The sequence below is a fragment of the Sphingomonas cellulosilytica genome, assembly GCF_052321755.1.
GTDB lineage: Bacteria > Pseudomonadota > Alphaproteobacteria > Sphingomonadales > Sphingomonadaceae > Sphingomonas.
On the sequence record NZ_JBQRTT010000001.1, the window covers coordinates 427,843 to 449,988 of the forward strand.

20 protein-coding genes are annotated in these 22,146 nt (G+C 70.3%); 6 read left to right on the forward strand and 14 right to left on the reverse strand.

Annotated elements, in window-relative coordinates:
* The first annotated feature begins 168 nt into the window (after positions 1-168).
* Both ACTZQ5_RS02050 and ACTZQ5_RS02055 read left to right on the forward strand, forming a co-directional pair.
* Positions 169-489 (forward strand): antibiotic biosynthesis monooxygenase, encoded by a 321-nt coding sequence (locus ACTZQ5_RS02050; protein ID WP_443583487.1) that lies wholly within the window; start codon positions 169-171, stop codon positions 487-489.
* Positions 486-1,778 carry an MFS transporter gene (locus ACTZQ5_RS02055; protein WP_443583488.1) on the forward strand — a complete coding sequence of 431 codons (1,293 nt, stop codon included), beginning with the start codon at positions 486-488 and terminating at the stop codon, positions 1,776-1,778. The genes ACTZQ5_RS02050 and ACTZQ5_RS02055 overlap by 4 nt, the downstream gene beginning before the upstream one ends.
* A gap of 133 nt (positions 1,779-1,911) precedes the next feature.
* Here the strand turns inward: ACTZQ5_RS02055 and ACTZQ5_RS02060 are convergent, their stop codons facing one another.
* Positions 1,912-4,182, reverse strand: a complete 2,271-nt coding sequence (locus ACTZQ5_RS02060) for a CDC48 family AAA ATPase (protein WP_443583489.1) — start codon at positions 4,180-4,182, stop codon at positions 1,912-1,914.
* Positions 4,183-4,460: 278 nt separating this feature from the next.
* On the opposite strand from ACTZQ5_RS02060, the gene ACTZQ5_RS02065 reads away from it, so the two are divergent.
* Positions 4,461-5,348 carry a LysR substrate-binding domain-containing protein gene (locus tag ACTZQ5_RS02065; protein ID WP_443583490.1) on the forward strand — a complete coding sequence of 296 codons (888 nt, stop codon included), beginning with the start codon at positions 4,461-4,463 and terminating at the stop codon, positions 5,346-5,348.
* Positions 5,349-5,492: 144 nt separating this feature from the next.
* Here the strand turns inward: ACTZQ5_RS02065 and ACTZQ5_RS02070 are convergent, their stop codons facing one another.
* Positions 5,493-5,951 (reverse strand): peptidylprolyl isomerase, encoded by a 459-nt coding sequence (locus ACTZQ5_RS02070; protein ID WP_443583491.1) that lies wholly within the window; start codon positions 5,949-5,951, stop codon positions 5,493-5,495.
* Positions 5,952-6,075: 124 nt separating this feature from the next.
* On the opposite strand from ACTZQ5_RS02070, the gene mgtE reads away from it, so the two are divergent.
* Both mgtE and ACTZQ5_RS02080 read left to right on the forward strand, forming a co-directional pair.
* Positions 6,076-7,479 carry a magnesium transporter gene (gene mgtE, locus ACTZQ5_RS02075; RefSeq protein WP_443583492.1) on the forward strand — a complete coding sequence of 468 codons (1,404 nt, stop codon included), beginning with the start codon at positions 6,076-6,078 and terminating at the stop codon, positions 7,477-7,479.
* Between the two features lie 69 nt (positions 7,480-7,548).
* Positions 7,549-7,950, forward strand: a complete 402-nt coding sequence (locus ACTZQ5_RS02080) for a DUF1489 family protein (protein WP_443583493.1) — start codon at positions 7,549-7,551, stop codon at positions 7,948-7,950.
* A gap of 112 nt (positions 7,951-8,062) precedes the next feature.
* On the opposite strand, the gene ACTZQ5_RS02085 is transcribed toward ACTZQ5_RS02080, so the two are convergent.
* The 7 genes from ACTZQ5_RS02085 to ACTZQ5_RS02115 form a co-directional block, all read right to left on the reverse strand.
* Positions 8,063-8,764, reverse strand: a complete 702-nt coding sequence (locus tag ACTZQ5_RS02085) for a GIN domain-containing protein (protein ID WP_443583494.1) — start codon at positions 8,762-8,764, stop codon at positions 8,063-8,065.
* Between the two features lie 50 nt (positions 8,765-8,814).
* The gene (locus ACTZQ5_RS02090) at positions 8,815-9,555 is read right to left on the reverse strand and encodes a head GIN domain-containing protein (RefSeq protein ID WP_443583495.1); all 741 of its coding nucleotides are present in this window, start codon (positions 9,553-9,555) and stop codon (positions 8,815-8,817) included.
* A gap of 62 nt (positions 9,556-9,617) precedes the next feature.
* Positions 9,618-10,346: a GIN domain-containing protein gene (locus ACTZQ5_RS02095; RefSeq protein WP_443583496.1), complete on the reverse strand. Its 729-nt coding sequence runs from the start codon at positions 10,344-10,346 to the stop codon at positions 9,618-9,620.
* Between the two features lie 150 nt (positions 10,347-10,496).
* A complete protein-coding gene (locus ACTZQ5_RS02100; RefSeq protein WP_443583497.1) occupies positions 10,497-11,030 on the reverse strand; it encodes a CarD family transcriptional regulator in 534 nt (177 codons plus the stop codon).
* A 230-nt stretch (positions 11,031-11,260) separates the two neighbouring features.
* A complete protein-coding gene (fdxA, locus tag ACTZQ5_RS02105) occupies positions 11,261-11,602 on the reverse strand; it encodes a ferredoxin FdxA (RefSeq protein WP_443583498.1) in 342 nt (113 codons plus the stop codon).
* An 85-nt stretch (positions 11,603-11,687) separates the two neighbouring features.
* Complete coding sequence (locus ACTZQ5_RS02110) at positions 11,688-11,981, reverse strand: RNA-binding S4 domain-containing protein (RefSeq protein WP_443583499.1); 294 nt, start codon at positions 11,979-11,981, stop codon at positions 11,688-11,690.
* On the reverse strand, positions 11,974-14,466 hold the full coding sequence (locus tag ACTZQ5_RS02115; RefSeq protein WP_443583500.1) for a helicase-related protein: 2,493 nt from the start codon (positions 14,464-14,466) through the stop codon (positions 11,974-11,976). The genes ACTZQ5_RS02110 and ACTZQ5_RS02115 overlap by 8 nt, the downstream gene beginning before the upstream one ends.
* 220 nt (positions 14,467-14,686) lie before the next feature.
* Between ACTZQ5_RS02115 and ACTZQ5_RS02120 the strand changes: the two genes are divergently transcribed.
* Positions 14,687-16,162 carry a M23 family metallopeptidase gene (locus tag ACTZQ5_RS02120; protein ID WP_443583501.1) on the forward strand — a complete coding sequence of 492 codons (1,476 nt, stop codon included), beginning with the start codon at positions 14,687-14,689 and terminating at the stop codon, positions 16,160-16,162.
* A gap of 34 nt (positions 16,163-16,196) precedes the next feature.
* Here ACTZQ5_RS02120 and ACTZQ5_RS02125 read toward each other — a convergent pair whose 3' ends face one another.
* The 5 genes from ACTZQ5_RS02125 to ACTZQ5_RS02145 all read right to left on the reverse strand — a co-directional run bounded on the left by ACTZQ5_RS02125 (position 16,197) and on the right by ACTZQ5_RS02145 (position 22,126).
* The gene (locus ACTZQ5_RS02125; RefSeq protein WP_443583502.1) at positions 16,197-17,879 is read right to left on the reverse strand and encodes an ATP-binding protein; all 1,683 of its coding nucleotides are present in this window, start codon (positions 17,877-17,879) and stop codon (positions 16,197-16,199) included.
* A gap of 70 nt (positions 17,880-17,949) precedes the next feature.
* On the reverse strand, positions 17,950-18,684 hold the full coding sequence (locus ACTZQ5_RS02130; RefSeq protein ID WP_443583701.1) for a TIGR02186 family protein: 735 nt from the start codon (positions 18,682-18,684) through the stop codon (positions 17,950-17,952).
* Between the two features lie 35 nt (positions 18,685-18,719).
* Positions 18,720-19,634 (reverse strand): sulfite exporter TauE/SafE family protein, encoded by a 915-nt coding sequence (locus ACTZQ5_RS02135; protein WP_443583503.1) that lies wholly within the window; start codon positions 19,632-19,634, stop codon positions 18,720-18,722.
* A 63-nt stretch (positions 19,635-19,697) separates the two neighbouring features.
* On the reverse strand, positions 19,698-20,717 hold the full coding sequence (locus ACTZQ5_RS02140) for a hypothetical protein (protein WP_443583504.1): 1,020 nt from the start codon (positions 20,715-20,717) through the stop codon (positions 19,698-19,700).
* The gene (locus ACTZQ5_RS02145) at positions 20,714-22,126 is read right to left on the reverse strand and encodes a glycosyl transferase family protein (protein WP_443583505.1); all 1,413 of its coding nucleotides are present in this window, start codon (positions 22,124-22,126) and stop codon (positions 20,714-20,716) included. Before ACTZQ5_RS02145 ends, ACTZQ5_RS02140 begins: the two co-directional genes overlap by 4 nt.
* Between the last annotated feature and the right edge of the window lie 20 nt (positions 22,127-22,146).

Here is a 22,146-nt window from a genome sequence, read left to right on the forward strand (position 1 = left end):
GTGATCGTCCCGCGTGGGCATGCGGGTGACACCCCGTGCCACGTTTCCGGAACGCGTTTCAAGACGTGCGGTTGCGTAAAAGGATGCGGTTCATCGCAGCGAAGCACCGCGAACCCCCGCTTGCCCTGCGATCGGAGACGCTTAGGAGGGAGGCGAAGGGACAGGCGCATGGGGCAACGGCAAGGCGAAACCGCGGTGATCTTCGCATCCGTGCGCAACGGCGACGACGCGGCCGGCTATGACGCGGCGGCGATCGCGATGGAAAGGCTCGCCGCCCGTCAGCCGGGTTATCGCGGGATCGAGAGCGCGCGCGGCGCCGACGGGGCGGGAATCACCGTCAGCTATTGGGCGGATGACGCGGCGGCGCTCGCCTGGCGCGATCAGCCCGATCACGTCGCGATCCGCGAGGCCGGGCGGCGGCGATGGTACGACAGCTATCGCGTCACCGTCTGCACGGTCACCCGCGCCTATGACTGGAACCGCGCATGACACGGACGGCCAGCGTCATGGATCGCCGCTTTGCGCTGATGTTCCTCGTCATGCTGACGATCGCGGCGGGCAATACCGCGCTGCAATCGATCCTGCCTGCGCTCGGCCGCTCGCTCGGCGTCGCCGACCGCGCGGTGGCGGCGGCATTCTCCCTGTCCGCCCTGCTGTGGGTGCTCGCCGCGCCGTTCTGGGCGAACCGGTCGGACCGCCACGGCCGGCGGACGATGATCCTGCTCGGCGTCGGCGGCTTCGCGGTGTCGCTCAGCCTGTGCGGGCTGTTCCTCGCCGCCGGGATCAACGGCTGGATCGGCGGCACCACGGCCTTCCTGCTCTTCATCGGCGGCCGGCTGATCTACGGCACCTTCGGCTCGGCCGCGCCGCCCGCGGTGCAGGCACTCGTCGCCGGTGAGACGACGCGCGAGGATCGCACCAAGGCGCTGACGCTGCTCGCCAGCGCCTTCGGCCTCGGCACCATCCTGGGGCCGGCGATCGCGCCCTATCTGCTGCTCGGCAGCGTCGGGCGGATCGAGATCGGCCTTGCCGGCCCGGCCTTCGTCTTCGCGGTGTTCGGCGTCGCGGTGTGGATCACCGTGCGCACGATGCTGCCCGACGATCGCCTCGGCGGCACGCGCGCGCACGGCGCCTCCTCCGCCTATCCGTCGATCGGCGGCGCCCCGACCGGCGCCACCGTCACCGCCGCGACCGAGCCGCACGTCGAACATATCGGCTATCTCGACGCCCGCGTGCGCGGCTGGATGATCGCCGGCCTCGTCATGGGCCACGCCCAGGCGATGACCAGCCAGGCGATCGGGTTCCTGGTCATCGACCGGCTGGCGATCCCGCCGGCGCAGGCGCTGGAGCCGACCGGCATCGTGCTGATGATGGGCGCGGGCGCGGCGCTGCTGGTGCAATGGGGCGTGATCCCGCTGCTCGGGCTCAGCCCGCGGCGGCTGGTGCTGGTCGGGCTGGTGCTGGCGGCGGCGGGCGTCGTGCTCACCGGCATCGCGACCTCGCTCTACGGCATCGCCACCGCCTATGCGCTCGCCAACCTGGGCTTCGGCTTCACCCGGCCGGGCTTCACCGCCGGCTCCAGCCTCGCGGTCGGTCCCGCCGCACAAGGCTCGGTCGCGGGCAAGGTGACCAGCGTCAACGGCGCCAGCTTCGTGCTCGGCCCGTCGATCGGCGTCGGCCTGTACGAGATCGCGCGGCCACTGCCGTATCTGGCTGCCGCCGCCGCCCTGCTGCTGCTGTTCGGCTACGCCTGGGCCACGCTCAAGGAACGCGCGTAGATCCTCCCCGGTACGGGGAGGTGGCAGCGCGCCGGTGCTGGCGTAGGGGCAGCCGCACGCGACGTCGCTTGGGGCTGTCCCTCCACCACCCGGCTGCGCCGGGCGGTCCCCCTCCCCGTTCCGGGGAGGATTGCTATGCGTCCCCTCTCTTCGGAAAGGCGAACCCGATCGGCTGGATCGCGGCGGCATCCTGCTTTAGCCGCGCGGCGATCTGCTCGTAGTCCTTTTCCATCTCCGGCGTCACGCTTGCCCGCGATTCGGTCAGCGCCTCTTCGAAATCCGCCATGGTGACGTGGGTCGATTGCAACGACCGGCGCAGCGCGACGAGGCCCGCACGCCGTACCACATCCTCCAGATCGGCACCGGTGAAGCGATCGGTCCGCCGCGCCACTGCGTCGAGGTCGACGTCGCGGTCGAGCGGCATCTTCTGCGTCTGGATCGCGAGGATGCGTCGCCGCCCCTCGGCATTGGGCACGCCGACGTAGATCAGCTCGTCGAACCGCCCCGGCCGCAGCAGCGCCGGGTCGACCAGGTTCGGCCGGTTGGTCGCGCCGATCACCACCACCGATTGCAGCTCCTCCAGCCCGTCCATCTCGGCAAGGATGGTGTTGACGACGCGTTCGGTCACCTGCGGCTCCCCCAGGCCACCGCCGCGCGCGGGGACGAGGCTGTCGAGTTCGTCGATGAAGATCACCGTCGGCGCCACCTGCCGCGCCCGCGCGAACAGCCGGCTGATCTGCTGCTCGCTCTCGCCATACCATTTGCTCAGGAGGTCGGAGGATTTGGTGGCGATGAAATTTGCCTCCGCCTCGCGCGCCACCGCCTTGGCGAGCAGCGTCTTGCCCGTTCCCGGCGGCCCGTAGAGCAGGAAGCCCTTGGCCGGGCGGATGCCGAGCCGGCGGAAGGCATCGGGGTCCTTGAGCGGCAGCTCGACGCCCTCCTTCAACCGGTTCTGCGCCGCGTCGAGGCCGCCGACGTCCTCCCAGCGCACCCGCGGCGCCTCCACCATCACCTCGCGCATCGCGGAAGGCTGGACGCGCTTCAGCGCCTCCAGGAAATCCTCGCGCGTCACCGATAAGGTATCGAGCACCTCGGGCGGGATCGTCCGCTCTTCGAGGTTGAGCCGCGGCATGATCCGCCGCACCGCCTCGATCGCCGCCTCGCGGGTCAGCGCGGCAAGGTCGGCACCGACGAAGCCATAGGTGGTCCGCGCCAGTTCGGCGAGGTCGACGCGGTCGCCCAGCGGCATGCCGCGGGTATGGATGCCCAGGATCTCGCGCCGCCCGCGCTCGTCCGGCACGCCGACGACGATCTCGCGGTCGAAGCGGCCGGGCCGACGCAGCGCCTCGTCGATCGCCTCCGGCCGGTTGGTCGCGGCGATGACGACGAGGTTGGCGCGCGCCTCCAGCCCGTCCATCAGGGTGAGCAGCTGCGCGACGACGCGCTTTTCCGCCTCGCCCTGCACGTTGCCGCGCTTGGGCGCGATCGAATCGATCTCGTCGATGAAGACGATCGACGGCGCCGACTTAGCCGCTTCCTCGAAGATCTCGCGCAGCCGCCCTTCGGACTCGCCATAAGCGGAGCCCATGATCTCCGGCCCGTTGATGAGGAAGAACGACGCATCCGATTCGTTGGCCACCGCACGCGCCAGCCGCGTCTTGCCGGTGCCCGGCGGCCCGTAGAGCAGCAGCCCCTTGGGCGGATCGACGCCGAGGCGCTGGAACAGCTCGGGATAGCGCAGCGGCAGCTCCACCATCTCGCGCAGCTGGTCGATCGTGCCCGCCATGCCACCGATATCGTCATAGGTGACGTCGGCGCGCCGCTGCGTCGGCTCCTCATATTCGGGCCGCAGCTCGATCTCGGTATTCTCGTCGATATGGACGATGCCCTTGGGGCTCGCCGACACCACCGCCAGGCGGATCTCCTGCAAGGCATAGGCCGGCGCGTTCATGAACTGCTGGATGCCCGGCGGCATGTTGCCGACGCGCTGGTGGCCGGCGGTCGCGACCACGTCGCCCTGGCACAAGGGTCGCCCGAAGAAGGTCCGCTTCAGCGCCTGCGGCTGGCCCTGCAGGCGCAGGTTCGCCTGCGCCGGTGCGAAGACGACGCGCGTCGCCGGCTTCGATTCGACCTTGCGCACCTCGACGAAGTCGCCCGCGCCGACGCCGGCATTGGCGCGTTGCAGGCCGTCGATGCGCAGCACCTCGATCCCCTCGTCCTCCGGATAGGGGCCGACCGCGCGCGCCGGCGTCGATTGCTTGCCGACGATCTCCACCACGTCGCCTTCGCCGACGCCGATCGCCGCCATCAGGCTGCGCGGCAGATGCGCGAGGCCGCGGCCGGAATCCTCGGCCCGGCTGTTTGCCACCTGGATCTTGCGGGTGGGGGTATCGGTATCGGCCATCAACTCGGATCCTCGCGGCAACGCGTTCGAAGCGCGCGAGATAGGATGCGGGTTCCGGCGCCGCCACGGCCAACCCGCCGACCGACGGACAAAAAAAGGGCCGGTCCCGAAGGAGCCAGCCCGTGAAAGTTTTTAGGAGAGGATGCCTGAAAGGCCCGTTCCTTCTGTCCTTGGCAGCTTTATGTTGCAAGTGCGAAAAGATGCGATACGATTGCACAATCTGCACGCGTTAACACAGGTCGGCGCCACCGCGCCCCCAGGCCAGAGGGAGGATCGTCATGCGCAGGCTGCCACCGCTGGGTGCGATCGAAGCCTTCGTCCAGGTCGCCCGCCTGGGCTCCGTCAAGGCCGCCGCCGCCGAACTGGCGCTGTCCGCGCCCGCCCTCAGCCGCCGCGTGCAGAGCCTGGAGCGGTTCATCGACCGCCCGCTGTTCGAACGGCGCCACCAGGCGATGGTCCTCAATGCCGACGGCGAGCGCCTGCTCGGCCTGATCGCGCCGGTGCTCGACAGCATGTCCGACGCGGTCGAGGCGATGACCGGCACGGTCGAGGTGCTGCGCCTGCGGCTCGGCATCCTCCCGCTGTTCGCCTCGCAGCGGCTGTTCCCGCGACTCGGCGAATTGCGTGCGGCGCATCCCGAACTCCACCTCGACATCGACACCGCCGGCCATGGCGTCGCCCGTCTCGGCGAGGGCCTGGACGCGGTGATCGCCCTGTCGCGCGAGATCGATCCGACGCTCTACGCCAAGCGACTCGATCGCAATTCGGTGTATGTCATCGGTGCAAGGACGTTGCTGGAGGGGCCGGACCCGATCACCCGCCCGGAACAGCTCACCGGCCTCACCGCCCTGATCCACCGGGAAATGCCCGACAATTTCACCGCCTGGCGCGAGGCGGCGGGGATCGATCCCGGCATCGAGCCGCTGGCGATCGACTATTTCGATTCGGGTGCACTGATGCTGGAGGCGGCGGCGCAGGGCCTCGGCGTCGCCTTCATGCACGAAAGCCATTTCCAGGACGCCCGCGACCCGCGGCTGGTCCGCCTGTTCGATATCGTGGTCGAGAGCCCGTACAGCTATTGGTTCGTCTGCCGCCCGCGCGCGCTGCAACAGCGGCCGGTCCGCATGTTCCACGACTGGCTGATCCGGACCCTGGGCGAAGTCTGAACAACCAGGTCCTCCCCGGTACGGGGAGGTGGCAGCGCGCCAGCGCTGACGGAGGGGCAGCCAAGTAGCGCAACGCCCGCGGCTGCCCCTCCACCACGCCTGCGGCGCGGTCCCCCTCCCCGTGCCGGGGAGGAATTACCGTTGTTACTCCGCCTTCGCCTTGACGATCTTGCCCGGGTTGCGCGGCGGCTCGCCCTTGGGCAGCGCGTCGATCAGCTCCATGCCGTCGGTCACTTCGCCCCACACCGTATATTGGTTGTCGAGGAAGCGCGCGTCGTCGAACACGATGAAGAACTGGCTGTTGGCCGAATTCGGATCGCTGGTGCGCGCCATCGAGCACACGCCGCGCACATGCGGCTCCGCGTTGAACTCCTGGCGGAGGTTCGGCTTGCTCGACCCGCCGGTGCCATCGCCGCGGCCACCGTCGCCGCCCTGCGCCATGAAGCCCGGAATCACGCGGTGAAAGGGCACGCCGTCGTAGAAGCCCTCGTTCGCCAGTTCGCCGATGCGCTGGACGTGGTTGGGCGCCAGGTCGGGGCGCAGCTTGATCGTCACGTCGCCGTCATCCAGCGTCAGCGTCAGGGTGTTGAAGGTATCGGCCATGATCTGTCCTCTTGTGGTGACGGGCAGGTAGTGTCGCCGATGGCGAAGGGCAAATTTCCGGGTGTGGCCATTCCTGCCGCAGCGCGGTAGAGCGCCCCCGGATCCACGCCGGGAGGAGGCAGCGATGAGCGAGACCGAACTTCCCGAGGCGCCCGCGCCCGAGCAGGACGAGCTGGACGAGGACGACCGGCTGCGCCCCGAATTCGTCGACGCGGTGCTCGATGCCGCGCACGAGGGCGACGACGAAGCGGCGCGCGCGCTGGTCGAGCCGCTGCATCCCGCCGATATCGCCGACCTGTTCGAGCTGACCCCGCACGAGGATCGCGGCATCCTCGCCAAGGCGCTCAAGGACCTGCTCGACGCCGACGTCTTCGCGGAGATGAACGATTACGTCCGCGAGGACCTGATCGATGCCTTGACCCCGACCGAGGTCGCCGATCTCGCCTCCGAACTCGATACCGACGATGCCGTCGCGATCATCGAGGACATGGAGGAAGCGGACCAGCGCGCGGTGCTGCGCGCCCTCGACCCCGACGATCGTGCCGCGATCGAGGAAGCGCTGTCCTACCCCGAGGAAACCGCCGGCCGCCTGATGCAGCGCGAGCTGATCGCGGTGCCGGACCATTGGACGGTCGGCGACACGATCGACTTCCTGCGCCACCACGAGGAACTGACCACCGATTTCTGGGAGGTGTTCGTCGTCGATGCCGGCCACCATCCGGTCGGCACCTGCCAATTGTCGTGGATCCTGCGCACCCCGCCCGAGATCGCGATGGCGGACGTGATGAAGCGCGAACAGACGCTGATCCCGGTCGACATGGATCAGGAGGAGGTCGCGCTCCGCTTCCAGAAATATGCGCTCATCAGCGCCGCGGTGGTCGATGCCTCCGATCGGCTCGTCGGCATGATCACCGTCGACGACATCGTCCACATCATCCAGCAGGAGGCGGGCGAGGACGCGCTGCGCCTGTCGGGCGCGGGCGAAGGCGACATCAACGAACCGATCCGGCTGACCGTGCGCAGCCGCGTCGCCTGGCTGGTCGTCAATTTGGGCGCGACGATCCTCTCCGCCTCGGTGGTCGGCATCTTCCAGGGCGAGATCGCGCGCTTCGCGCTGCTCGCCGCGCTGATGCCGATCGTCTCGGCGCTGGGCGGCAATGCCGGTACGCAGACGCTCGCGGTGGTGGTGCGCGCGCTCGCCACCAACCAGCTGACCAGTTCCAACACCGTGCGCATGCTGTTCCGCGAATTCCGCATCGCGCTGTGCAACGGCGTGGCGCTCGGCCTGGTCGGGGCGATCGGCAGCTGGGTGATCCTCGGCAACCTGCAACTGTCGATCGTGTTCGCCATCGCGATGATGATCAACAGCATCGTCGCCGGGCTGGTCGGCGTCGTCGTGCCGGTCGCGCTCGACAAGGCGAACGTCGACCCGGCGGTGTCCTCCGCGGTGTTCGTCACCACTGCCACCGACGTGATGGGCTTCTTCTCCTTCCTCGGCCTCGCCACCGTCTGGGGCTTGAGCGGCTGACCACCTTGCGGCGGCTGGGCGCTTGACCGCCTTGCGGCGGCTGGGCAGTCCACCCACATCGGCGACCCGATGCTGCACCTGACGAAAGTGGCCTTCGGCGCGACCAGCGCCGATCATCTTGCCGAACGCCTCCAGCTGCGGGCGCAGGACGGCCCCGTGTTCCTGACCACCCGCTACCTGCCCAAGCGGCACGAGGAGGTCGCCGGCCGGGGCTCGCTGTTCTGGATCCTCAAGCACCAGCTCGTCGCGCGATCCCCCATCCTGGGCTTCGGCGAGGCGGAGGGCGGCCGCGTCGCCATCCATATCGATCCGGCACTGGTGCTGGTGCAGGCCCGCCCCAAGCGCGCGCACCAGGGCTGGCGCTACCTGGAGGCCGCCGACGCCCCGCTCGATCTCGGCGGCGAAGCGGACGGCCTCGCCGCCATGCCGCCCGCGCTGGTCGGCAAACTCGCCGAACTGGCGCTGATCTGATCGGCTCGCTCCACATCCGTTCGTGCTGAGCCTGTCGAAGCACAGGTGAGACTCACACCCTTCGACACGCTCAAGGCACACGGCGAGCATCGACCCAACCGACGCTCAGCCGCTAGCTCCCCGAACCGCAGGTCACCGGCGCGCCCGCCGCGGCGGTGACCCGGCATTTGGGGCGTCCGGCGACCGTCACTGTGCCCAAGCCGCTGCTCGACACCTGTGCCGTATAGCGCGCCCGCGCCGCGATCGTCCCCAGCCCTTCGAGATGCGCGGTAAGGTCGCCCGCATCCAGCCCGGCGGCGTCGATCGTCCCCGCCCCATTGGCCAGCAGCCGCGCGGTCGCGACGCGGCCGGCGACGCTGACATTGCTTTCGCCGACCAGCTGCACGGCGATCTGGTCGCCGTCGATCGCCGCGACGGCGATGCCGCCCGAGCCGCTGGCGGTCACCTCCATGCGCGGCGCCGCCAGCCGCGACACCGCGACGCGGCTGCCGCCGATCATCGTGACGCTCGCGAGGCGCGGCGTGGTCAGCACGATCCGGATCGGCGTCGTCCTGCCGCTCGACGGCTGTTCGCCCCAGCGGCCGCTGCTCGTGCCGCGCACGGTTAGCGTCATGCCCTCGGCGTGCAGGTCGACATCGCCGATCGCGCCGGAATCGCCGATCACCGTCGCTCCCGGCGATCCGCCCGTCGTCACCGTCACGTCGAACGCGCCCTGGACCCGCAGCCGCTCGAAGCTGCCGAGCGCCACGCGGCGCTCCGCCGCAGAGGCCGCGGCGGGCAGGATGAGCAGCAGCAGCGCGATCAGACGAACCATGCCGTCAGCCTCGCATCCCCGGCGCGTCGCGGCAAGGGCACGATGCCGGCTTACCGAGTGCCGCAGCGCACCGAGCCCGATCCCGTCTTCGACACGCGGCAGCGCGCCTGCGCGCCGAGATCGACGTCGCCCGATCCCATCAGCTCGACCTTGGCCTCGCCGGCGACCGCGGCCCGCACGTCGCCCGAACCGGCGACGGTCACCTCGGCCCGCTCCGCGCGCAGGCCGGCGGCATCGAAGCTGCCCGATCCGGCGACATCGACCTCCAGCCGCTTCACCGCGCCGCCGGCGCGCACGTTGCCCGATCCGGCGATCGACACCTCCGCCTCGTCCACGGCCAGCGCGGCGATGTTGAGGTCGCCCGATCCGGCGATATTGCCCTCGAACGATCCGCCTTCGATCCGGTCGACCGCCATCGTGCCGGACCCGGCGATGCTCGCCTCCGCGAGGCGCGGCAGCGTCACGAACACCTTCACCTTGTCGTGACGGCCCCAGCCGAAGGCGCGATGCCTGCGGCCGATCGACAGCGTGTCGCCGTCACGGGCGATGCGCAGCTGGTCGAGTTCGTCCGCAGGCCCCTCGGCCCGGACGGAGAAGGCGGTGCCGGCGCGCACGTCGACATCGTCGCTGCCGGCGAGTTCGATCTTGCTGAACCCGTCCGCCGCATAGCTGCGGGTCGTGCCGCTGCCCGTGGGCGCGATCCCCGGCCCGTCGTCGTTGCCGATCGAACAGCCGCCGACCGCCACCGCCGCCAGCATCGCCAGACCCACCGTACGCCCCGTGCCGTGCATCGCCCGTTCCTCCTTCGTGTATTGCCAAACTAACACACGAAAGCGCGGCGGACAATGTCGCGTCAGCGGCTGCAGCGTACCGTGCCGCTGCCGACCTTGCTTACCCGGCAACGCGCCTGCGCGCCGAGGTCCACGGTGCCGCTGCCCGCCATCGAGACGTCGGCCGGCCCCGCCACCGCGGCGCGGACGCTGCCCGATCCGCCGACCGACACCGATGCGCGCGCCGCCCGCAAGCCCGGCGCCGCGATCGAACCCGATCCGCCGACGTTCGCCTCCAGCGCCGCCACGCTGCCCGCCGCGACGGCCTCGCCCGATCCCCCGACGCTCAGGTCGACGGATTGCGCATCGAGTCGCGCGATGCGCAGCGATCCCGATCCGCCGACCGATCCGGCGAAGCGCTGGCCCGCAGCGCGGTCGACCACCATGCTGCCCGATCCGCCGACGCTCGCCGCGGTCAGCGCCGGCAAGGCGACATGGACGACGATGCGGCGCTCCAGCGGGTTCTCCGGTCGCCCTTCGTAGCGGCGGCCGACCTCCAGCGTGCGTCCGTTCTGCGCGACGCGGAAATTGGTGAAGGCCGCGGCGGGGCCGTCCGCGTGCACGGCAAAGGCTGGCCCCGTTTCCACGATCACCCGCGCGCCGCCCGACAGGCTGACCGCGTCGAACCCCCGCGCCCGATAGCTGTAGCCGCCGCCTTGCGGCTGGCCGGCGATCCCCGGCCCCTTGTCACGCTCGGCCGCGAGCGCGGCGGTGGCAAGGACGGGGATCAGGACGAGCGCGAGCGGCTTCATGGGGCAAATCCTCTGCTGGTGCAGGCGGATGGTAAGCCGCATCGTCTACACTTGTAAACATGGCTCGGACCGAAAAGGACGGGTGCCCCAACGAAAAAGGCGGCCCCTCGCGGAGCCGCCCCTTCGTATCACCGGATGTGGCGCCAGGCGTCAGGCCGGCACCTTCTCCTTGTTGTAGATCGCCGCAGCGGCGCGGAGGATATCGAGGATCTTCTCCTGCGCCTTGGGCTCGTCGATCTCTTCCATCGCCGCCAGTTCGCGGGCGAGGCGGCTGCATGCCGCTTCGAAGATCTGGCGCTCCGAATAGCTCTGCTCGGGCTGGTCGTCGGCGCGGAACAGGTCGCGGACCACCTCGGCGATCGACGCGAGGTCGCCCGAGTTGATCTTCGCTTCATATTCCTGCGCGCGGCGCGACCACATGGTGCGCTTGACCTTGGGCTTGCCCTTCAGCGTCTCCATCGCCTCGCGCATCGTCTTGTCCGACGACAGCTTGCGCATGCCGACCGACTCGGCCTTGTTGGTGGGAACGCGCAGCGTCATGCGCTCCTTTTCGAAGCGGAGCACGTACAGCTCCAGGCTGGTCCCGGCGATCTCCTGCTTCTGCAGTTCGATCACACGGCCGACACCATGCTTCGGATAAACAACGTAATCACCGACATCGAAGGACAATGCCTTGGCAGCCATGAACGGGCCTTTCTCAGGTCGCATCGCTCGTCGCGGACGATCCCTCTGGCGGCAGGCCGCCGAACAGGACCGACGAGGATGGTTGGTACGAACGTCATCGACGGGCGCGACGCATCGCGCCCGTCGTGGACCCTTTTAACACGTTCGCAACAAAATTACCAGCGTGGATGAGACAGATACGCTGCCTTATCAGGGCTTTTGGCCGTCGCCGCGCCCGCGCCCCGACCCACTCAGTCGCCGGTGCCGGGCTCGGGCGAGAAGAACTTGTCGTACTTGCCCTCGACGCCCTTCATCGCATCGGCGTCGGGCGGCGTCTGGTCCAGCTTGCGCGTGACGTTGGGCCATTGCGCGGAGAAGGTGGTGTTGAGCTCCAGCCACTGCTCCAGTCCGCTCTCGGTATCGGGCAGGATCGCCTCGGCCGGGCATTCGGGCTCGCACACGCCGCAGTCGATGCATTCGCTGGGGTTGATGACGAGCATGTTCTCGCCTTCATAGAAGCAGTCGACCGGACAGACCTCGACGCAATCCATATACTTGCAGCGGATGCAGGCATCGGTGACGACGTAGGTCATGGGAGTTCCTTGCGGCCTTTGGCACGGTTGCGACGGAGCGAACCGGGTATGAACGCGAGGCTGCTATGCCGCGTTCCTCTCCGCGTCAATCGGAGGCGGGCGGTTGCGAGACGTTTGCAACCAGTTCCTGGTAGCAACCCTGCGCTTCGGGAGCGGGTCCGCGCCGCGCCGGCAGCGCCTCGATCCGCAGCACCCGCACCCGCGGCCCTTGTGCGAAGGTCAGGATATTGCCGACCCTGACCGGTGCATGCGCACGGTCGATCGGCCGCCCGTCGATCCGCAGCCGCCCCTCGCATGCAAGCTCCTGCGCCCGGTCGCGCGTCTTCACCAGCCGCGCGAACCACAGGAAGCGGTCGAGGCGCATCGTCGGTTCAGCCATGATTCTTCTCGAGATTCCCCCACGCCGCGAGCGCCGCGAACGCGCCGGTCGGCGGCGGCGCGGGACGATCGTCACGGCGCGGCGCCCGCCGCCCCTGCCAGATCCAGGCGGCCGCCTGTTCCCCGCCCGCCCGGACGGTGCGGAACCCCAGCTCCGCCATCAGCCGCTCGAAGGTCGCCGGCTCCACCCCCATCGAGGTGGCGAGCGCCGGATCGGGGGCAAAGGGCTTCCTGCCCTGCCGCGCATCATGCGCGGCGCGTGCGATCCGCTCGACCAGGTCGACGCGCACCGCCTGGGCGGCGAGCGGGCGGAAACCGGTGGCGATCCGCGCGCCCGGCGCACCGCGCGGCAGGACGGTCGCGCCCTCGCGCGGCAGATCGGTCGACTGCCCCCGCACCGCCAGCAGCGCCTGCCGCCAGCGCGCCGCGGCCGGCTTCATCAGCCGCGGATCGAACAGGTCGAGTGCGCCGATCGTGATGCCGATCCGCCGCAGCCGCTTGCGCTCGTCGGGCGACAGCGCATCCACCGCCTCACGCAGGGCGAGCCGCGGCGCCAGGCCGCCCGCCGCCTCCAGCTCGCCCGCCACCACCCGCAGGCCCGGTGTCGCCGCCGGATCGCGTGCCGCTTCGGCGAGCGCCGCCAGCACCGGCACGTGGCGCGCGACCATGCCGCCCAGCCACCGCATCAGCCGCTCGCGCACCGCCTCGCGCTGCGGCTTGGCGAGGCAGTCGAGGTCGCGATGCAGCGTCACCTGCGGGCGCGCCAGCGACGGACCGGGCTTCAGATCGGCGACGCCATGTCCGTTCCACAGGATGGCCGGTCCGCTGACCGTGAACGCCGCGTCCTCCGCCGAAACCAGCGCCTCGGCGCGGCGGCTGCGCTCGCCCGCCAGCCGTTTCTCCGCCGCGGCGAGCAGCAGCCGGCGATCGGCGGCGCGCGCGGCGGGATCGACGGTGAAGCGGAACCCGTCGAGGCGCCCGATCGCATGCTCCTCCACCAGCACCTCGCCCTCCGCGCCGATCGTCACCGGCAGCAGGCTGGCGTCCGCGCCGATCTGGCGGATCAGCGCGGTGGTGCGCTTGTCGACGAAGCGCTGGGTCAGGCTGGCGTGCAGGCCGTCGGACAGCCGCTCCTCGATCGCGCGGGTGCGTTCGGCCGCCTGCGCCGGGTCGGCGAGCCAGTCCGCGCGCTGCGCGATATAGGCCCAGCTGCGGATCGCCGCGATCCGTCCGGCGATCGTCTCGACATCGCCCGCGATCGTGTCGAGCCGCGTCACCTCGTCGGCGAACCATTGGTTGGGCACCACCATCCGCCCCTCCGACAGGTGGCCGAAGATGCGGCTGACGAAGCGGGCGTGCGGGTCGATGCCCACTTTCCGGAAATCGGGCAGGCCGCACGCCGCCCACAGCCGCTTGACCATCGCAGGCCCCCGCGCCCGCTCGCGCACCCAGGCCTCGTCCGCCAGCCGCTTGAGCACGAGCAGGTCGGTCGCCGGCGGCGCAGGCAGCAGCACGCCCGGCTCCGGCCGCCGCTCCAGGCTGGCGATCAGCGCATCGATGCTGGAGACATCGGGCTCGCCGTTGCGCCAGTAGAGGTGCTCGATCGGCGGAAAGCGATGTTCCTCGATCGCGAACACCTCTTCGGGCAGGAACGCGCCCGGCCCCTCTTCGGTCACCGCGCCGAACGTGCCGTCGCGCTGGTGCCGCCCGGCTCGCCCGGCGATCTGCGCCATCTCGGCGACCGTCAGCCGCCGGTTGCGCCGCCCGTCGAACTTGTGGAGGCTGGCGAAGGCGACGTGCGCCACGTCCATGTTGAGTCCCATGCCGATCGCGTCGGTGGCGACCAGATAGTCGACCTCACCCGCCTGGAACATCGCGACCTGCGCGTTGCGCGTCCGCGGCGACAGCGCCCCCATCACCACCGCCGCGCCGCCGCGCAGGCGCCGCAGCATCTCGGCGACGGCATAGACTTCCTCGGCGCTGAACGCGACGATCGCCGATCGCTTGGGCAACCGGCTGATCTTCTTGGCGCCCGCATAGGTCAGGCGGGAAAAGCGCGGCCGGCCGATGATCTCGGCATCGGGCACCAGATCGCGGATCATCGGCCTCAAGGCTTCGGAGCCGAGGATCATCGTCTCCTCGCGCCCGCGCCGACGCAGCAGGCGGTCGGTGAAGACATGGCCGCGCTCGGCATCGGTGCCGAGCTGCGCCTCGTCGAGCGCGACGAAGGCGGCGTCATGCTCGGGCATCGATTCCGCCGTGCACAAATACCAGCGCGCGTTGGGGGGAACGATCTTTTCCTCCCCCGTCACCAGCGCGACCTGTTCCGGTCCCTTCAGCCGGACGACCCGATCGTAGACCTCGCGCGCCAGCAGCCGCAGCGGAAAGCCCATGATCCCGCTGGAATGCGCGCACATCCGCTCGACGGCGAGATGGGTCTTGCCCGTGTTGGTCGGCCCGAGGACCGCGGTGACCGCCGCTTTCATCACACCAACATCGGGGTTCCGGCGGCTTCGCGCAATGATGCAGATCGTCGGCAGGCGGCATGCCCCGCAGCGCACCCGCCGCAGCGAGGAAACGCCTCGTCGCACCGCGAGTCGTACAGCCCGGCGGTTAATTTGACTTTAGAACTTTGCCCCCACAACGCTGCGACCCGACGCCGGGGGGACGACACGGCGACACGATCGAAAGAGGCGCCGTTTCCGCGTGTTCCTACGCAACGATCAGGGATGGGAACTGGCCGGCGGCACCGCCGCGCGGCCGTTCGGCCGTGCGCCCGCCGTGCCGCGGGACTTGGGCCGGATCGAGCGCCTGCGCGGCGCCGCCGCCGGGGTCGACTGGGTGCCCGATCTCGGCGCGCAGATCGGCAGCCGCGACTGGTGGCGCGGCCTCGCCACCTTCACCGCACTCGCCGGCGCCGCCTGGGTGCTCGCGCCGGGCCTTCGCCCGCTCATCGGCGCCACCCCCGCGCCGCTCACCGGCACCGCCTGGGAAGAGTCCCGCGCCCAGAGCATCGCACCGCTCGCCTGGGGCGGGGATACCGGCCACCACATGGCGGCGAACGACCTCGTCGCGCCGCTGGCCGAGGCGCCCGAACGCCCCGTCGTCGAGCTGGCCGCGACATTGGGCGAGGGCGACGATTTCGGCCGCATGCTGATGCGCGCCGGCGTCGGCCGTGGCGACGCGCGTGCCGCCGCCGATCTGGTCGGCCAGGCGGTCGCGCTCGATCAGATCAAGCCGGGCACCCGCATCGCCCTGACGCTCGGCCGCCGCCCGGCCAAGACGGTGGCGCGCCCGCTCGACAAGCTGGCCTTGCGCGCCCGCTTCGACCTGGCGCTGACGCTCGACCGCGCCGGCAGCGGGCTGGTGATGACGCGCCAGCCGATCGCCGTGGATGCGACGCCGCTGCGCATCCAGGGCCTCGTCGGCTCCAGCCTCTATCGTTCGGCGCGCGCCGCCGGCGCACCGGCCCGCGTCGTCGAAAGCTATATCAAGGCGCTCGCCACCCGGCTGTCGATCGGTCGCGACGTCGGCGCCGCCGACACCTTCGACCTGATCGTCGAACAGGAACGGGCCGCCACCGGCGAAGTGCGCCTCGGCGACCTGCTGCTTGCGGGCATCGATCAGGGCCGCCGTCAGGTGCAGCTGGTCCGCTGGGACGACGGCGGCAAACCCGCCTGGTTCGATTCCAGGGGCGAAAGCGAGCGGCGCGGCTTCATGGGCATGCCGGTCGCGGGGCGGATCACCTCGTCCTTCGGCTATCGCATGCACCCGCTGCTCGGCTACCTCAAGATGCACAAGGGCGTCGATATCGGCGCGCCCTACGGATCGCCGATCTACGCCGCGCTCGACGGCGTCGTGCAGGGCGCGGGGCGCTTCGGCGGCTATGGCAATTTCGTCAAGCTCGCGCACAGCGGCGGCCTCGCCAGCGGCTACGGCCATATGAGCCGCATCGCGGTGGCGCGCGGCCAGCATGTCCGCCAGGGGCAGGTGATCGGCTATGTCGGCTCCACCGGCATGTCGACCGGCCCGCACCTGCACTGGGAAGTCTGGCGCAACGGCCAGACGATCAACCCGCGCTCGATCAGCTTCGCCAGCGTCCAGACGCTGTCCGGCGACACGCTGCGCCGGTTCAAGGCGCGCGTCGCCAGCCTGCTGTCGGTGAGGGTCGGCCACCCCTGACGTCCTCCCCCGCTGTGGGGGAGGTCGTGCCGGGTCACCGCCCTTGCGCGCGCCAGCGCATGATCGTGCGCTGGATGATCGCATCCTCGCCGCCCACGTCGCGCCACAATTTCGAGAACAGCGGGTCACCCGATGCGGGCCGCTTGGTTTCCTCCAGCCCGTCGAAGCTCACCCGGATCGGCACCGCGACGCCTTCGCCGCAGATGATGCATTCGCGGTTGCGCAGCGCGGGGATCGAATCGAGGAACCCACGCGCGCCTTCGGGCATCGCGGCGCGCACGAACGCCTGGTCGCGCTCGTTGTTGAGGCGCATCGCGATGATCGTGCCGCATTGCGACAGCACGCCTTCTTCCAGATCGGACGGCCGCTGGGTGATGAGACCCAGGCTGACGCCGTACTTGCGCCCTTCCTTGGCGATCCGCCCCAGGATGCGCCCGACCGAGGCACTGCGCCCGCCGCTGGCGTTGCCGCTCGGGATATAGCGGTGCGCCTCTTCGCAGACGAGCAGGATCGGCCGTTGCGGCTCGTTGCGCGACCAGATCGCGAAATCGAACGTCATGCGGCTCAGCACCGCCACGACCACCGACGTGATCTCCGACGGCACGCCGGACACGTCGACGATCGAGATCGGCCGCCCGTCGCCCGGCATGCGGAAGATCCGGCCGAGGAAATCGGCCATCGTGTCGGCGACCAGCATGCCGGAAAACATGAAGCCGTAGCGCGGATCGGCCTTGATCTCGTCGATCTTGGTCTTGAGCCGCAGGTAGGGCGCGGTATCGCCCGCCCGGTCGAGCTTGCCCATTTCGAGGGTGAGGAAGTTGGTGAGATCGCTCAGCAGATACGGGATCGGCGCATCGACGGTCAGCTTGGCGATTTCCTGCCCCAGCCGGTTCTTCGCGCGCGCCATCAGCAGGCATTTGGCCAGGATGTCGGCGTCCATCTGCCGGTCGGAACCGGCCGAGGTGACGAACACCTCGCAATGCTCCTCGAAATTCATCAGCCAATACGGCATCTGCAGATTGCCGACGTCGTAGATCGCGCCGTTGCCGCGGAAGGCGGCGGCATATTCGCCGTGCGGATCGATCATCACGACATGGCCCTGCGGCGCCAGTTCGCAGATGCGATGCAGGATCAGCGCGGCGCTGGTCGATTTGCCGGTGCCGGTCGATCCGACCAGCGCGAAATGCTTGCCCAGCATCGCATCGACGTAGAGCGAGGCGCGCACGTCGCGCGTCGGATAGACGCTGCCGATCTGGATGTGCGGCTGGTCCGCCGCCGAATAGATCTGCTTGAGGTCGGCGGTGGCGACCGGAAACACCTCGCAGCCGGGGATCGGATAGCGGGTCACGCCGCGCCGGAAGTTATAGAGCTTGCCGGTCAGCCGCTCCTCGTCGCCCTCGCCGAGGAAGTCGATATCGGCGCCCACCCAATCACCCTGCCCGTCCTGCAGGGCAAGGTTGCGGATGTTGGCGACCAGCCACGATCCGCCGACGCGCATCTTGATCTGTCCGCCGACTTGGCCCGCCGAAGCGACCACCGGATCGCCATCCTGCGCCATCAGGTCGAGCGCGTTGCGATCGAACATCACGCGGCTGCTGCCGCCGCCGATCGCCAGCACGCAGCCGATCGGTGTCAGGCCGGCGGCGCCGCCACCCAGAGCGGCGGCAGCGAGCGGCACGGCATCGGCGAACGCGCCCGGCCTCGGCATCTCGGTCATCACGGTCGATCCTTGTCCATTCCGGACAGGTCATAGGCATCGAGCCGTTAAGATACGGTAATTGCTGGCCTCACACCCGCCGCGCGATCCATCCCGCCGCCAGTCCCAGCCCGACCGACAGCGCGACGGCGACAAGGCCGTAGAGGATCGATTCGCGCTCGGCCGCCCGCGCGACGAAGCGTTCGAAGCCCGATTTGCGGATATCGATGTCGCGCACCGCCGCCGCGAGCACCCGCCCGTCGCGAATCAGGAAGGTTTCGGCGGTAAACCGCCCCACCGGCACCCGCGCGGGAATCGTCAGCCGCGCGCGGTAGAGGACGCCGTCGGTGATCTCCACCGCGTGCGGCGCCTCGACATACAGGCCCGCCCGCTCGCGCAGGTCGACCAGCCCGCGCTGGAAGCGCTGCTCGACCGCGCTGACCGCGCTCGACCCGGGCGACAGTTGCAGGCTGCCGAGCCCCAGTTCGTAGATCGCGCGGGTGCGCTCGTCGACGATCCGCCCGATCGGCCGCGACGAGGCGAGCGCATAGAAACTGGGTGCCGAGCTGTAGCGCAGATGCTCGGCGTTGACCCAGATGCCGGCGACCTTCTGCTTCTCGCGCACCACCACCGGCTGCGTCGGCCCCTTCACCACCACCACGATGTCGGTCGGCGATTCGCCGCGCGGCAGCCGCCCGCCGGGGTAGAGGATCGCACCGAACAGCAGCAGCTCGGCGCCGGTGAAGCTGTAGGCGATCTCGATCGAGCGTTGCGACACGTCGGGGACCAGCACCGGCTTGCCCGTCGATGCGGGCGCCTGCCCCATCAGCAGGGGCGCGAGCAGCAGCGGCGCCGCCCGCTTCACGTCAGCTCCACCGTGAAGATCTCCTCCGGCCGCCAGACGAGGCCGAGCAGGATGCGCAGGCCGACCAGCAGCACCATCACCGCCAGCGCGAGGCGGAGATATTCGGGCTTCACCTTGGTCGCGAACCGCGCGCCGAGCTGCGCGCCGACCACCGATCCGACCAGCAGCAGCCCGGCGAGCACGATATCGACCGCCTTGGTCGTGGTGGCGTGCACCATCGTCGCCACCGCGGTGACGAACAGCGTCTGGAACAGCGAGGTGCCGACCACGACGCTGGTCGCCATGCCGAGCAGGTAGATCATCGCCGGCACCAGGATGAAGCCACCGCCGATGCCGAGCAGGATGGTGAGGATGCCCGTCCCGAAGCCGAGCAGCAGCGGCGCCAGCGGCGAGATGTAGAGGCCGGAGGCGTAGAAGCGCGTGCGCAGCGGCAGCGCCGCGACCAGCGGATGATGCCGCCGCCGCCGCGGGCGGGGCGCGCGCCGCCCCTTGGCGACGCCGATCGCGCTGATCGATTCGCGCGCCATCAGCGTGCCGATAGACCCGAGCAGCACGACATAGACGACGCCGATCACCGTATCGATCTGCCCGCTCGCCTGCAGCAGGCGAAAGATCCAGGCGCCGGCGAAACTGCCCAGGATGCCGCCCGCGACGAGCACGCCGCCCATCTTGATATCCACGCCCTTGCGGTGGAAATGCGCGACCACGCCAGACACGCTCGCCCCCGTCACCTGGCTCGCCGAAGAGGCGGCAGCGACGGTCGGCGGAATGCCGTAGATGATGAGCAGCGGCGTCGTCAGGAATCCGCCGCCGATCCCGAACATGCCGGATAGCAGCCCCACGCCGCCACCGAGCAGGATGATGACGAAGGCGTTGACCGACAGGTTGGCGATGGGAAGGTACAGGTCCACCCGCGCGTTATACGCCGCTCGGCGAAGGGGACCAGAGCGGAGCCGCCGATCCCCGCCCGATGCTCAAAAGTCGGTGCCGAGCGACAGCGCCGGCCCCGAACCGGGTCGAGAATCCCCGGCGATACGCTGGCGCCAATCGGCGGACAGGCGGAGGCGGCGCCCGCCCACGGGCAGGACCAGCCCGAGCGTCGGCCCCACGTCGAGCCGCGCCGCACCCCGCTGCGCCCCGCCCCATATCCCCGCCCCGATATCGATGCGCACGCCCGCCAGCGTGGCGAGCGGATGCGCCGCCCGCAGCGCGCCGTCGGCAAAGCCCTCGCCGCCATCGCGCGCGATCACGCCCGCCTGGCCATAGCCCTCCAGCACCACGCCGCGCGTCACCTCGGCCGGACCGAAGCCGCCGATCGCCGCCAGCGTCGGCCCGCCCCGCCCGCCGTCCAGGCCGATCCTGTGTTCGGCAAGGACGTGGACCGGCAGCCGGGTCGGTTGCCAGTCGATCCCCGCCGCCGCCTCCCGACCGCGACCGGAGAGCGGCGCCGACAGGCGTGCAGCCAGCGCCAGCCGCCGGTTGGCGGTGAGGCCATAGGTGACGCGCGCACCCGCCTGCGATCCGCCGAGCTGGCTGCCGGGCAGGCCGATCGCCGACCCGTTGCGCGCGATCAGCCAGGCGCTGCCTGCCCACCGTCCCGGACGCGCTGCCGGCGGTGGGCCGGGGGCGGCAACGGCAGGCACCGGCGCCATGATGACGCCGGGCAGCAACGGCGGCGTGCCCGCCGATCGCACCTGCGGTTCATCCCGGGCTCTCGGCTTGGCCCGACCCGGCGCGACGGCTACCGGTGGCAATGGCCTCTGCCATGCCGCCGCTGCCACCGGAGGCGACGCGGGATGGCGAACCTTCGCCACCAGTCCGGGGGCCGGCGCGGCAGCGGCGGGCGTGATGCCGATCGCGGCGGCCAACGCCCGGAGCGGTCCGCCCCCGGCAGCGCCCTCTCCCTCGGCAGCACCGTACAGGTCGACACCGCGCGCCGCCGTCCAGCCGCTCAGCACGATGACGAGGAACCACAGCGGCCGCCCTCCCCTCATACCGGCGCGATGCCCTCGATCGCGGGGAAATCGTGGCGCGTCTTGTCCCACACCAGCGGCTTGCCGCGCAGCACCCGCAGGTAGCGGCCGATCGCGCGCGGCGCGGCGATCAGCGAGACGATATTGCCGACGAAGAACCGCGGCACCGACCAGCAGGCCTGCCGCCAGCCATAGGCGCAGCCGGTGCAGACCACCCGCATCAGCAGCCGCCAGCCGAGCAGCAGCGAGGTGGCGAGCAACAGCCAGTCGGCCAGCCGGTCGTCGGGATGCGCGGTCAGGCTCCACCAATGCAGCAGGATCGTCACCGGCCACAGCAGCACGGCGAGGTAGGCGACCGCCAGCACCAGCACCGACAGCGGCGCGCGGCGGTCGCGGAGGCGCATCCAATGGTCGGCCACCGCCCCCGCCCGCGCCCAGCCGGTGCGATCCCAGCCGGCGAGCGCGATTCCGGTCATCCACCGCGCCTTCTGGCGGGTCGCGGCGGGGATCGTATCGGGAAAATAGGCGCGCACCGCGACCAGGCTGCCGTCGCGCCCATCGCGCACCCGCGCGAACCGGCTGCGCCCGCCCCGTCCGGCGACGTGCAGGCCCAGTTCGTAATCCTCGGTCAGGCTGGTGGCATCGAACGGCGCGCCGTCGCGCTCCGCCGCGATGGCGGCCAGCATCGGCATGGCGATCGCACAACCGGTGCCGGCAAGCGGCAGGGCGGCGCCTAACATCGCGCGCACCGGCTGCTGGATGCTGTGCGCATAGGCGAATTCGTCGGCATAATGGCCGGACACCAGCGATCCCGGCCGGATCAGCGGCAGCACCGGCAATTGCACCACCGCATGCCCGTCGATCAGCGCGTCGAAGACGGTCAGTTCGGCGGGGTGGACGACATCCTCGGCATCGTGCAGCACGACCGCGCGCGTCGCCCGGCCGGCCGTCGCATCGTCGGCGACCAGCGCTCGCCACAAGCTATTGAGGCAATCCGCCTTCGTCGTTGGCCCGTTGCGCGGCCCCACGATCATCCGGATGCGCGGGTCGGTCGCGGCGACGGCGCGAACCGCGGCGATCGTGCCGGGATCGTTGGGGTAGACGCCGACATAGAGCCGGTAGTCGGGATGTTCGATCCGCGCGACCGCGGCGGACAGCATACCGCCGATCACCGCTTCTTCATCCCAGGCGGCGACGAAGACGGCGAAGCGGCCCGGCATTTCGGGCGCAGCCAGCGCCTCCACGGTCAACCGCTGCCGCGTGCCTCGGGACAGGCGATGACCCATGAAGCAGAGGTCGACCACGCCATCGTCGAGCCCGCCGATCAACAGCCCCGCCGCCGCAAACAGCATCGTCTCGCGCGCGGCAACATCGACGATGCCCGTCACCTGTTCCAGCATGTGCCCCCCGGCCTCTCGAGCCCCGGCCATTATGTCCGAAATGGATTAAA

Coding starts and splice junctions, on each gene's coding strand:
- ACTZQ5_RS02080 (WP_443583493.1), top strand. CDS start 7,549: ATGCTGCACCTGACGAAAGTGGCCTTCGGCGCGACCAGCGCCGATCAT.
- mgtE (WP_443583492.1), top strand. CDS start 6,076: ATGAGCGAGACCGAACTTCCCGAGGCGCCCGCGCCCGAGCAGGACGAG.
- ACTZQ5_RS02145 (WP_443583505.1), bottom strand. CDS start 22,126: ATGGCCGGGGCTCGAGAGGCCGGGGGGCACATGCTGGAACAGGTGACG.
- ACTZQ5_RS02130 (WP_443583701.1), bottom strand. CDS start 18,684: ATGGGGCAGGCGCCCGCATCGACGGGCAAGCCGGTGCTGGTCCCCGAC.
- ACTZQ5_RS02110 (WP_443583499.1), bottom strand. CDS start 11,981: ATGGCTGAACCGACGATGCGCCTCGACCGCTTCCTGTGGTTCGCGCGG.
- ACTZQ5_RS02095 (WP_443583496.1), bottom strand. CDS start 10,346: ATGAAGCCGCTCGCGCTCGTCCTGATCCCCGTCCTTGCCACCGCCGCG.
- ACTZQ5_RS02140 (WP_443583504.1), bottom strand. CDS start 20,717: ATGAGGGGAGGGCGGCCGCTGTGGTTCCTCGTCATCGTGCTGAGCGGC.
- ACTZQ5_RS02090 (WP_443583495.1), bottom strand. CDS start 9,555: ATGCACGGCACGGGGCGTACGGTGGGTCTGGCGATGCTGGCGGCGGTG.
- ACTZQ5_RS02050 (WP_443583487.1), top strand. CDS start 169: ATGGGGCAACGGCAAGGCGAAACCGCGGTGATCTTCGCATCCGTGCGC.
- ACTZQ5_RS02060 (WP_443583489.1), bottom strand. CDS start 4,182: ATGGCCGATACCGATACCCCCACCCGCAAGATCCAGGTGGCAAACAGC.
- ACTZQ5_RS02055 (WP_443583488.1), top strand. CDS start 486: ATGACACGGACGGCCAGCGTCATGGATCGCCGCTTTGCGCTGATGTTC.
- ACTZQ5_RS02065 (WP_443583490.1), top strand. CDS start 4,461: ATGCGCAGGCTGCCACCGCTGGGTGCGATCGAAGCCTTCGTCCAGGTC.
- ACTZQ5_RS02070 (WP_443583491.1), bottom strand. CDS start 5,951: ATGGCCGATACCTTCAACACCCTGACGCTGACGCTGGATGACGGCGAC.
- ACTZQ5_RS02115 (WP_443583500.1), bottom strand. CDS start 14,466: ATGAAAGCGGCGGTCACCGCGGTCCTCGGGCCGACCAACACGGGCAAG.
- ACTZQ5_RS02085 (WP_443583494.1), bottom strand. CDS start 8,764: ATGGTTCGTCTGATCGCGCTGCTGCTGCTCATCCTGCCCGCCGCGGCC.
- ACTZQ5_RS02125 (WP_443583502.1), bottom strand. CDS start 17,879: ATGACCGAGATGCCGAGGCCGGGCGCGTTCGCCGATGCCGTGCCGCTC.
- ACTZQ5_RS02100 (WP_443583497.1), bottom strand. CDS start 11,030: ATGGCTGCCAAGGCATTGTCCTTCGATGTCGGTGATTACGTTGTTTAT.
- fdxA (WP_443583498.1), bottom strand. CDS start 11,602: ATGACCTACGTCGTCACCGATGCCTGCATCCGCTGCAAGTATATGGAT.